8 protein-coding genes and 1 pseudogene are annotated in these 11,149 nt (G+C 69.1%); 1 reads left to right on the top strand and 8 read right to left on the bottom strand.

The window, feature by feature from the left end; all coding sequences use genetic code 11:
* Positions 1-122 precede the first annotated feature (122 nt).
* Positions 123-293 (top strand): annotated as a pseudogene (locus tag ABT160_RS23310) (transposase); the annotation flags it as partial.
* Between the two features lie 17 nt (positions 294-310).
* On the opposite strand, the gene ABT160_RS23305 reads toward ABT160_RS23310, so the two are convergent.
* The 8 genes from ABT160_RS23305 to ABT160_RS23270 all read right to left on the bottom strand — a co-directional run bounded on the left by ABT160_RS23305 (position 311) and on the right by ABT160_RS23270 (position 10,934).
* Positions 311-1,282 (bottom strand): HEAT repeat domain-containing protein, encoded by a 972-nt coding sequence (locus ABT160_RS23305; RefSeq protein WP_351649675.1) that lies wholly within the window; start codon positions 1,280-1,282, stop codon positions 311-313.
* 265 nt (positions 1,283-1,547) lie between these two features.
* Positions 1,548-2,669 (bottom strand): pyridoxal-phosphate dependent enzyme, encoded by a 1,122-nt coding sequence (locus ABT160_RS23300; RefSeq protein WP_351649674.1) that lies wholly within the window; start codon positions 2,667-2,669, stop codon positions 1,548-1,550.
* Positions 2,666-3,745: an acyl-CoA dehydrogenase family protein gene (locus ABT160_RS23295; protein ID WP_351649673.1), complete on the bottom strand. Its 1,080-nt coding sequence runs from the start codon at positions 3,743-3,745 to the stop codon at positions 2,666-2,668. Before ABT160_RS23295 ends, ABT160_RS23300 begins: the two co-directional genes overlap by 4 nt.
* Before the next feature lie 768 nt (positions 3,746-4,513).
* Positions 4,514-5,347, bottom strand: a complete 834-nt coding sequence (locus ABT160_RS23290) for an SCO4651 family lipoprotein (protein ID WP_351649672.1) — start codon at positions 5,345-5,347, stop codon at positions 4,514-4,516.
* 466 nt (positions 5,348-5,813) lie between these two features.
* Positions 5,814-7,010 carry a hypothetical protein gene (locus ABT160_RS23285; protein WP_351649671.1) on the bottom strand — a complete coding sequence of 399 codons (1,197 nt, stop codon included), beginning with the start codon at positions 7,008-7,010 and terminating at the stop codon, positions 5,814-5,816.
* Between the two features lie 242 nt (positions 7,011-7,252).
* Positions 7,253-8,011, bottom strand: a complete 759-nt coding sequence (locus ABT160_RS23280; RefSeq protein ID WP_351649670.1) for a hypothetical protein — start codon at positions 8,009-8,011, stop codon at positions 7,253-7,255.
* Between the two features lie 480 nt (positions 8,012-8,491).
* Positions 8,492-9,184 carry a hypothetical protein gene (locus tag ABT160_RS23275; RefSeq protein ID WP_351649669.1) on the bottom strand — a complete coding sequence of 231 codons (693 nt, stop codon included), beginning with the start codon at positions 9,182-9,184 and terminating at the stop codon, positions 8,492-8,494.
* Between the two features lie 76 nt (positions 9,185-9,260).
* Complete coding sequence (locus ABT160_RS23270) at positions 9,261-10,934, bottom strand: serine/threonine-protein kinase (protein ID WP_351649667.1); 1,674 nt, start codon at positions 10,932-10,934, stop codon at positions 9,261-9,263.
* Between the last annotated feature and the right edge of the window lie 215 nt (positions 10,935-11,149).

The raw sequence follows: 11,149 nt of genomic DNA, 5'->3' as shown, positions 1-11,149 counted from the left end.
GCATTGCTCAGTTCATGCCGACGCACCATGCCAGGCCCCTGCCCGGAACAGCAGCAGATCCACCCTCCGGACAAGAGCCATCAGACACGCCCTAGACCGACGCCCCGAAACCGGTCAGCGGCTTCGCCGGCTTCCTCCGCCGCGACCTGGACGCCGTCACCGCCGGACTGACCCTCAGCTGGAGTTCCGGCGTCGTCGAAGGACACGTCAACCGAGTGAAAACACTCAAGAGAGCAATGTACGGACGGGCCTCCTTCGACCTCCTCCGCACCCGCATACTCACCCAGCCATGAGATTCACGAAACTCCGGTCAGAGCCTCGAGAACAGCAGGCTGCGGCGCGCCAGGCCTGAGGGTGGGCGGCTGACGCCGCTGAGCTCGTTGGCCGCGCGGGCCCGCACCTGGGCGTCCGGGTCCCGGGCCAGGGCGAGCAGGGCCTGGGCCATGGGCTCGGTGACCTCCCGTACGGCCAGGGGCACTGCACGGCGTACTCGGGCGTCGGGATGGGTCGCGCAGGCGAGGAGGATCTCCTCGACGCGCTCGTCGGCGAGGTCCGCGTCCGCGCACGTGCGCAGCAGCGCCTCCAGGACCGTCGGCTCCTGCTCGGATCCGGCCCACTCGTCCAGGACCCGGGCGGTGTCCTTGGCGTAGGAGTTGCGGCGGCTTCCCTCGTGGTGCAGGGCGAGGCGGAGGAACTGGGCGGCGAACCTGCGCCGTTGCGGATCCGGGTGGCGTCGGTGGTCGGTGACGGCCGTCCAGGTCTCCCAGCTGTAGCGGGAGGCGAGCACCCACAGGGACGCGGCCCGGTCGACGTGGTCCAGGTCCTCGTCCCAGGACGCACGGGTGTGGCGGACGGCGCGGTCGATGAGCTCGCCGACCGGGGTCAGCATCCGCGACTCCCATTCCAAGGTCGTGAGCAGCGCGCCGTGCCCGGCCCGGACCCTGTGCCCGCCGAGGGCCACCTCCTCGACCCAGTCCCACTCTCCGTCGGCGACCGGGGTGATCTTGGCCTGGCCCAGGGCCGCCGCGGAGCGGTGTCGGAGCATCTCCTGCACGCCGGTCTCGTACCACTGGCGGGCCAGCGTCAGGAGGCGGGCCCGGTCGGCCTGTGTCAGGGACGCGGCCGGCCACTGGCCCCGGGCCGCGTCGAACAGGGCCGGCGAGCCCTGTTCGACAGCGAATTCGAGTGGTGTGCCTCCGTCGGGAAGCGGCATGCGCGCGTCGGCACCCGCCGCCACGAGCGCCTCGACGGCCCCGATGTCCCACGCCCCGATCGCCGCCATGAGGCGATCGACCCGCCGCCCGTCTTCCACGCCCAATCCCCCCAATTTTCCGCCGTGCTCGCGCCGTGCGTCCATCCGATCCCGGATCCTCCACGCCGCCGCGCGAACGAGCAACCGGGTAACGGACCGTGCAGCACCGGCGAGGGTCGGGGTGATACCGCGGGCGAGGGGGCGCAGACACTCGGCGTGGCCTGTCACGCCAAGTACCCGCGGGTCGGTCATAGAGGGGACTGAAGGAGCTGCGCACCGTTCGTGAGCGCCATGGCTAGCGTTTCTGTCCGTCCAGCAGCTTGGCGATCTGGGGTGCGGCGGTGTCGGCCTGGAGGATGTGTTCGGGCTGGTAGGGGGTGTGCCGGCAGTAGCCGGCGCCGCCGGTGTGGGCGATCAGGACGCTACTGCCCGGCAGGATGATGCCGTCCCGGATCGCGTCGAGGGCTCCGAGGAGGCTGTAGAGGCCGGCGCGTTCGTAGGGCTCGCCCTCGGGGGTCAGGCAGATGTGGATGCCGGCGTCGTGGAGCCGGTCGAGGGCCTCGGCTTCCCGGGCGAGGTAGTGCGCGTCCGACAGGACCCGGACGTGCCCTGCGGTGGTTTGGCAGATGCCTCGGACTTCCTCGACCAGGTCCTTGCTGAGGATGCGGCGGAACAGTGTCGGCTCCAGCATCCGGCCGGACGGATCGCTGCGGGGTGTGCCCGAAAGGGCGTCGGCGAAGGGGTGGACCGCCTCCTGTTGGATGCCCAGGAAGTGGGGCCACTGGTGGGTGGGGCCGCCCATCTCGGCCAGCCCTCGGTAGAAGCCGAGGGGGCCGTAGGCGCTGGAGAGAGCTTGGACGTGCCAGTTCCAGTGGATCCCCGTGTGGGCTTCGGCATCGCGGACGAATCGGGCGCGCAGTTTGTTCCCGGCGTACTGGTCCTCCAGCGTGGGCAGGGCGGGTACGCCGGTGTCCCGGGAGACGTCGCCGAGGATCTCCTTGATGCGGGACTCGGTGGTGTCGATCTCGACGAACTCGTGTCCCGGCCCTGCCAAGGCGCCGTGGATGCGGCCCCGGGAGGTCGGGGGGTAGAGGCCGAGGCTGTGCAGGCCTGCGTGGGCGGCGTAGCTGGTCAGGGCGTTGGCGGTGTTCCCTGAGCTCTGGAAGAGGATGCGTGTGCGCCCCGTGGCGCGGGCCCGGGCGACGGCCAGGGTGGCCACCCAGTCCTTGAACGTGCCGTTGGTGGACAGTGTGGACATGTCCAGGGCGTAGAGATCCGTCTGTCTGACCCGGCCGAGGCCGACGATGCGTGCCCCTTCGCGCCGGGATACCTGTTCCAGCGATGTGCGGTCGACGTCCTTGAGGTGGTGTGCGTAGCGCAGGACGATGCTGGCGTCCTCGCGGTAGATCTCGTTCACGGGCACAGATCCTCTTCGCCGAGACGTGACATCAGCATGTCGTTGGGTTGACCGGTGATGGAGAGGGCGATGGCGTCCTGGTAGTGACGGGCGACGATGTCGTCCTCACCGGCGAATCCGGCGCCTCCGCACAACGGGACCGCGACGGCCAGGAACTGTTGCAACGAGGCCGTGCAGAAGACCTTGGCGTGTCGTGAGCCGGTCGCCGGCCTGGATGTGGTGGCGTCGCGCCATACGGCGTGCATGGCCGCGCGGGTGACGGCGAGCTCGCCGAGGCGCAGTGTGATGGCCCCCAGGGCCGCCTCGCTGCGTCCGGCATGCGCGGCACGCACGAGGGTGAGTACCCGCTCGTGGACCGCGTCGACAGCGGCGATGGCCCGGGTGGCGTAGCTGGTGACGTCGTAGGACTGCAGGGCGTCGGTGAGGTCGTGGTTCCAGCCGCCCAGGGTGTCGGCCTCGGGGTCGAACCGGTAGTCGTCGAGGTGTACTTCGGCCAGCGAGACGCCGAGCATGCCCGCGCGCGGCAGGTCCTCCCCGAGGAGCACGCCGGAGCGGGTGGGATCGACCCATACCCCGACCGTCGCCCGGTCCGTTCGCGCGATGACCAGGATGCGATCGGCATGACGGGCGTTGGTAACCCAGTGCTTGGACCCGTGCAACGCTCCTTCTGTGCCGCGGAGTTCGGCACGCGTACGGAGCTCGCGAGGATCGGCGACCGCTTGCTCGTGATATCCGCGGGCACAGATCGTCCGGCCGCTCGCCATAGCGGGCAGCCATTGTGCCTTCTGTGTCTCGGTGCCGTGTTCAGCGGCCTGTCGGCACAGTTTCAGGTGGGTGCCGACCAGTCCGGCGAGAGCTTGCCAGGACCGGGCTAAGGTGTAGCTCAACTGGGCTGCTTGGGTGGGATCGCAGGCCGATCCGTCGTACTCCAGCGGAACGGTCGCGCCGAATACGCCTTGCCGCGCAAGTTCTTTGACGAGGGCGTGCGGGTACTGCGTGGCGGAGTGTTGGTCGAGGTACGTCTGAACGGTTGCTGCCACTTCGGACAGACGGATGCGTGGGTTCTGCGGGCTCATCCTGCCTCCAGAGGGTGGCCATCGCGCTTGGCCGGTGCCGACGAGAGACCGTCGGCTGATGCCGATCGCGGCCCTATCCGTACCCTCAGCGACCACGTCAAGTAGAGGCGTCGTGTGCGTTGCACTCGTATGGCCGAGGCGAGCGTCGACGTTCAGCAGGCGGCAACAGGCCGCGCGGAGTTCGCCGCGCTTGCCGGGGGCTGGAGATGAAGAGCAGGCCGGTGAGGGTCCATGGCTCTCTCAGCACGCCCTATTGCTTGGCCTAAACATGACATGACGCGGCTCGGGTTGAGAGGACGATCGAGCGATCGCGAACAAGAGGATGCGGACTTGAGGATGGCTCATGCCCGTCCTGGTCAATCTGCGCCGGACACGGGTGCAGGGTTGGCCGTGTGGCCGCCTCGACTCTGCCCCGGCGAGGTCCGGCCACCTCCGGGTCCTACCCGCCCTGGACTCGGCGGGACCCGCCGCACCTCCAGGCTCCCCATGGGAGGCAGCGGCACGTACGGCCGCTGCAGACCTGAACTTCCTGGCCCGTGGGGCTTGCCGGCTTGACGGTTCCCGGATCCGGGTGAGTCCGTCGAACGATGCGAACTCGTTCTTCTGGAGCAGGGATTCGGTTGGTGCGGTGACGATGAGGAGGACCGGTGCCTCCGGGTGATCGTCCTCAAGAAGGTCGTCTTCGCCGTCGTCCGAGCGCGCCATGGGGTGGGTCTGGCCGCCTCCGTGCCGGCGCAGTACCGGTTGGAACGTTCCGGCTATGCCGGGTCAACCGGTGAGTGCGCCCTTGACCATCGAGGCCGGGACCTCGGTGGCGCCCTTCGGTACGACCGGAGGGGTGAGCGGCTTGCCGAGGTTGGTGAGGTTCATCGTCACCGTGCTGCCCATGCCCGGCAGGGTCGAGGCGAACTTCGTGCGCGTCACCCGGCCCCGCGCGTCGACCCAGACGTCCGCTGTGAACGGGGCGTTCTTCGTGAGCACGAACAGCTGGTCCAGCTTGGTGCGGAAGTCGCCGCCCGCGCGCAGCGTCAGGGCGTCGCGGCCCAGGGTGCCGCGGTAGTGGACCGTAGGCACGCCGTTCGCCTTCTCCTTGCCGACCTCGGTCACCTTCTGTGCCAGCGCTGCCTGGCGCAGCAGGTGCTCCGGGTCGTTCATCGGCGTACGCAGCAGGTAGTGGACCTGGGTGTCGGCCTGCGGAACGGCTCGCCAGGCGGTGTCGCCGTCGGCGGACTGCGGCATCCGGAAGTAGACCTTGCCTCCGTGGAAGACCTCGTCCGCGCGTACCGGGGGCTGCTGCGCGGAGGAGGTGGCGGTCAGTTTCACCCGCAGTTTCCCCTGGTCTGCCTTCATGTCGAGGGTGCCGTCCGTCGCGATGACGGCCTGGGTGCCCGCCGCGCTCATCTCGTGCTTGGTGTCGACCGTGGCGGTGGTTGCGCCCGTCGCTGCGACGGCGGCCCGGACCACGGCGCCCGCGTCGACCGGGGCGCTGCTGGGCTTGCCCTGCGACGGCTTGGGCGCGGGGGCGGCACTGTCGGAGGAGGCGGACTTGCACGCGGTGACGGACAGGAGGACTGCGCCGACGAGGAGGGCGGAACGCCGCATCTGATTTCCAGTGTGTTCTGAGTGGGGCGGGCGTCGTCCGGCGGCCGGACGTGAATCACGTACCGGCCGGACGCTGCCGGTGGGGGCCGGATGCCGACCACCCTCGGGTTCGAACGTGAATCCTATAGGCACGTTTGGTGTGCCTTTGACCTGGGCTGGGCCTCGCTTCGGGGGCCGTGGATATCCGAACCACGCCGTGAACGGGCCGAAGCCCGTGTAGTCACGGTCGGGACGGTGGGGCCGCTCGAAGGCATCCGAGGTCACCAGGGCCTCGCTGATAACGGTCATCGCGCACACGCGTGCGTACTGCGTTCCCACCCCTGAGAGTCGTGCATAGCTGGATACGACAGGTATCCGGCGCAGAGCCACGGAGAGGACCACCGGGCAGGCCCCTGCCGCGGGTGACCAGTCGGCTGCGCCTGCGAGCGGTGGAACGGCGGGCACTGCGGCGGCCTGTCCCCACTGGTCAGCGGGCGTCGATGAAGCAGGTCGCCTTCGGGTGCGAGGTGGCCTCCCAGTCGTCCTGCGTCGGCCACGTCAACCAGTAGTGACCCTTTTTCCGGGACTCCTCCCGCCAGGAGAACGGGGCCGCCCGGTAAGCAGTCCGGCATTCCCGGCTGGCCACCGCCTCTGCCTCCTCCTTGCCGGGATACTGCGGGTCCAGGGCCCGTTGCGCGAAGACGCGGCCGTCGTGGTCGCCGCCGCAGGGGACCGTCACCAAGCGGTCGCCCGCACCGAGCCCGGAGTCAAAGTCCACACAGGCACCGGGCGCTGTGTCCTCCTTGTGCCGCACGACGTCGTCCGCGGCAAGGACCCGTTCGGCCGGTCCGGGCATCACCGGCCGGGACGTGCCATAGCCGCTCAGGACCAGCGTGGCGCGCAGCGAAGTGACCTTCGCCAGGGTCCCCTTGCGCAGGAGCAGGGCGGCGAGGTCCGCGTCCGCGCGCGTGATGCGGCCGCGGGCGTCGACGGTGAGGGGGACGGGGACGGGGGCTTCAGCGGAGGGGTTGCGTACGGCGTCGAGCAGCCAGTGCGTCGAGGTCGGCAGGAGCGCCTGCACCGCTGTGCGGGGCAGGCGGGCGCTGTAGGTGCGCCCGCCGCCGGTTGCGGGCCGGAACGTGACGGCGCTGGTACTGGCCAGGGTCTCCAGGAGGGTGCCGTTGTAGGGGGCGGAGGCTCCGCGAAGGTCGGTGACCTCCTCTCCCTCGTCCTGGGTGACGCCTCCGTGCCCGTACCGCAGCCAGTACTGGTGGCTTCCGGCGCGCACCTGGATCGTCTTGGGGTCGATGGCGACGCGCCGTACGGGGGACGGGTGGCCGTTGGTCGCCTGGGAGCCGAGGAAGGCGAGCTTGGCTTCTTCGCCGTAGCGCTTGTCGATGGTCCATGTGCGGGTCGCTGATGCCCGTGACGTCTCGAAGTCAAGGCGTCCGGTGCTGTTGAGGACGGCGCTGCCCTGGGGAGAGCCGAAGGCGAGCGTCTGGCGGAAGGTGACGTTGGCGTCGCGGGTGACGTTGAGGGCCTCGTACGGTTGACGGTCCAACGGCATGGAGAACACCGGGTGGGCGGGCGGCTGGGCCGGACCCGCCGTGCCGCTCGTGCAGCCTGCCAGGATGGCAGGGCTCGCGAGCAGCACGGCGGTGGTACGGAAGAGTCTTCTGATCACGCACACACGACCCGGCTGAGTGGCCGATGGTTGCGCGCATAGGGGTAGCGAAAGAGTCACTCGGGCTGCCAGTCCGGGCCTCTACCGGGTGGGGATCCGGTGGCCCGGTGAGGGGGTGGCACGTCGCCTGGCGACGCCGTTTGCGCGCCCGGCCGGTCAGACCTGCCGGCCCTCCACCGGCCGACGTCCTGCCTGGTCCTGGTGCCGCGTCTCCCCGCGCTGTCGTCCGACCACCGCCTGACTCATCGTGGGCCCGTGCGGTGCAGCACGTAGGTCGCCCCCAGGTCCGGGTCACCGACGTAGACGAACATCTTGGGGTGCTCGTAACTTCCGTAGATCTTCCAGCTGTCCAGGTCGCAGCCGGTGATGGTGACGGTCACCTTGCGAAATAGCCCTGGGGTGTCGGGGGTGAACTCCCACGTCCCCGCGCCCTGGCACTCTCCGGTGGCCGGTTCGGGCGAGTCGGGGTCGTCCACGAACGTCTTCACACCGGCCGCGGTGGCCTTGCCGGCAGGGGTGAGGACGAGCGTTCCGCCGCCCCCGTCGCTCCATGTGCCCGCGGTCTGCTGGGCGTTGAGGTGTGGCGGTTCGTAGGCCAGTCCCGCGGACAAGGCGATGGCGGCCAGCACCACCGTCCCGGCCACGGCCGCCGCCCCGTACCCGATGACCCGGCCCAGGATCGCGGCCCCCGAGCGCCACGGCCGGTCCGTGCGCAGCAGCCTGCGGGCGACCAGTGCCGGACTCGCCGGTGCCGTCGTCAGCGCGGCCCAGATCCCCAGCGCTCCCATGCTCCCGGGGTCGGCCGCGACGGTGGCGGCCAGCGTGAAGTGCGCGGCGAGAACAGCGACGACGACGGCATGCCACCACGCCCCGAGCCCGGGCAGTCGCCTCTCCAGCGCCGTGCCGATGGCGAGTTGGGGGATCACGACACAGACGGACAGCAGCATGAAGGCGACGATCGCCAGGCCCACGAAGAAGGGCAGCGCGATGATCAGGATCAAGGCCCCCAGTCTGTCGTAGGAGCCGCCCCCATACTCCTGGGTCTCCGTCCAGACCAGGTAACCCACCCAGGCGATCAGCGCCTCGACGCACAGGACGGCCGTCGTGGCAGTCAGTGCATCCCCGTACCCCCGTACCTGTCCCGCACCCGGACGACATCACACACCACATCTTTTGAACACATTCAAATCCCTCCCCGCGCGCATCCTGCTACACGGAGAGGCAATCGATCAACCACAGGCACATCTGATGCATCTTCGCGGCCTGGGTACGAACTTCGATGGGGTCGACCTGACCGGGCGCTGCCCACGCACCGGCTGCCGGCCGGGCACGGCGCCGAAGCCCGCTGGTGGACCAACTCGAAGTGGACGTCTTGCGACAACATTCCGCGCCGGAACAAAGGCAGCCACATTCCAGGGCCGAGCGCCCCCGCACGTGACTGAACCGAGATGCCATCCGCCCCGGAGGCGTCTCGCCTCTGTTCAGGAGCCCTTCGCGATGTCACGCGGGTCCGCTTCCGTGATGCGGGCGATGAAGCGCCGCACCTGGTCCCTCACCGGTTCTCCGCTGGTGACGGGCAGGGTGAACCAGCGATGTCGGCCTCCCGGGCCGAAGCCGTCGTTCATGAACGACATGATCACTTCCGGTGATGTACCCCGTACGTTGACACGGATGCCCGCGGTGAACGGCTCGCACGTCCACCGCGTGCACCAGTCGGAGGTGTTGACGTGCTGGGCCAGCAGTCGTGCCGCGGTGTCGACCGGCTGCTCCCAGGTGTGGTCGGCGACGAGTCTGGCGAGCTCCGCGTCGTACTGCGCCGCGTCGAAGTGGATCTCGGGCGGCACGGGCGCGAGGACGTCGCTGGTGTTCTCCCAGTCGGTCCACTCGACGAGCGGGCCGAGGCGCTGGATGGTGACGAACACTCCGCCGCAGCAGCCCGTGTCGCAGTCGTTGTTGGACAGCTCGATGCGGTGCGGTTCCTCGCCGACCCACAGGGGCCAGGTCTCGGGAGGGCCGAACCACCTCTCGTGGTAGAGGCTGGAGTCGCCCTCCGGGTGGCTCTCCGCGAGTACGTCGCGCCCGTCGATGACCGGGCGGATACCCGCTCCGTTCTTGATCCTGCCCGCGGGCGGGATGACAGGGCGAAGCGCCAGACTGCTCACGGGCTCGAACATCTAGATGCGCATAATCTACCCATACGAGACACATGGATAGGATTTGCCTGGGGCGGCCCTGGGCTCGCCTGCTCCATCAGCGCAAAAGGTCGTCAACTCTTCCCCATAGTGCGTACGCGGTCGTGGCGTTCGCCACGAGTAGCCACCCAGCCCCGCCCATCAGGTCGACACCAAGCATGTAGTCCGGGTTGTCGTCGATCTGGTCCACGCCTGCAGCTCCGAGCAAGACGGCGCAGGCGATCGTGAAGAAGAAGAACCAGAGGCCGCATAGAACACCCGCCACGCTGCCCCACCTTCGCAGGGTTGCACCCTTGGATTCCCTCAGCAGGGCTTGGAGGGCAAAGGCAATGCTGGCCGCTGTTCCGATGGTCAGGGCGGCTATGAACGATCCGGCGTCGGTGGAGACTCCCTGGAGGCCTGTGGAAATCGGCTGCCAGGGGTGGCTCAGGTCGAAAGCTTCCGTCACGCTGGCCACTTGTGCGCCTGATGACCTCAGCGTCCAGGTCTCCGACATGAACGCAGAGGTGCAGCTGAAGGCGAGCGACCCCAATCCCATCAGGAGCATGATCAGCACACGAGCGATGACTTCGCCCATCGGTGAAGCCGCGTTCGGTTTCGGCTCTTTCTTCGGAGGTTTCCAAGTAGTCCTTGTCTTATGGGGAGTCGCCGATTTCTGGGATTCAACCTTGGGCCTCCCACGGCCTGCGGGGCCTGTGACCGTGAGGGGACGGGTGTTGTCGGAGCGGGCGATCGTGTCCGCTCTCGGGGCAGTGAGGGACCGCAGTGCGTCAGTGCGCGCCCGGATCGCCTCTCGCGCGCCGACGATGCGCATCCAGGCACCTGGGCCGAGCGCATGGCCGAGTTGGCTCTCACACGACACCCGCACCTGCTCGGGTGTCGGGCGCCGTTCGGGGTCCTTGTCCAGACAGGCGGTGATCAGGTCCCGCAGCGGCGGGGTGAGCCCGGTGAGGTCGGGGCTGTCGGCGACGATGCGGTGGGCGACGGCCCACTCGTTCTCCGCGGCGAATGCCTCGCGGCCGGTGGCCAGGAAATGGAGGGTCGAGCCCAGGGCGAACATGTCGGACAGTGGACCGACCGGGCGGCCGAGAGCCTGCTCGGGCGACATGTAGAGGGGCGTACCGATCCGAGTGGATTCGCTGCGATAGGTGGCGGACTGGGTGAGGGATTTGACGATCCCGAAGTCGATGACCTTCGGGCCGCTCTCGTCCAGCATGATGTTGCCGGGCTTGAGATCACGGTGCACCACTCGCGCCGAGTGGATGTCGGCCAGCGCGTGGGCGATTCCCCAGGCAAGTAGCATCACCTGATCCGCTCGCAGCGGCCCGTGGCCGACAACGAGGTCCCGCAGGGACGGGCCGGCCACGTACCCCGTCGCCAGCCACGGCTGCTCGCTTCCCGGGTCGGCGTCCAGCAGCTGTGCCAGATGCGCGCCGCGCACCCTCTGCGCCGCGGCCACCTCCCGCGCGAACCTGCGGCCGAACTCCGCGTCGCGGGCGAACTCGCTGCGGATCATCTTCACCGCCGCCGGCTGCCCGCCTGGCGAGAACGCGAGGAACACCTGCCCCATCCCGCCCTCCCCCAGCCGCGCCGCCAGCTGGAAGTCCCCAAGGCTCCTGGGGTCTCCCGCTCGCAGATCCGGAAATTCATACGCAGCCCTCGACACGCAGCCCCCCGTACCGCCTGGATCGCGCGGAGCACCAGCGTTCCGTCTGGCACTCTGCGCGATCATCCGTTGCCGACACCGCACCGGCCCTCCGGCCCCGTGGCCCGCAGTGCTCGCTCCGTCGCCAGTAGGAACGACAGAAGCAGCCTCCGTGCCGATGACCAGATGGCTGTGATGCTCGCATCTGCCTGTCCTCACCAACAGGTCAGGGAATCGGACATCCGTGACCGGCGGCCACAGCCAGATCCCCCGAAGCTGTCACCGCCGTCCAAAACGACGGC

Origin of the sequence: Streptomyces sp. NPDC001941 (genome assembly GCF_040296945.1) — a bacterium.
In the GTDB taxonomy this organism is placed as follows: Bacteria; Actinomycetota; Actinomycetes; order Streptomycetales; family Streptomycetaceae; genus Streptomyces.
This window is presented reverse-complemented; position numbering and strand designations above follow the sequence as displayed.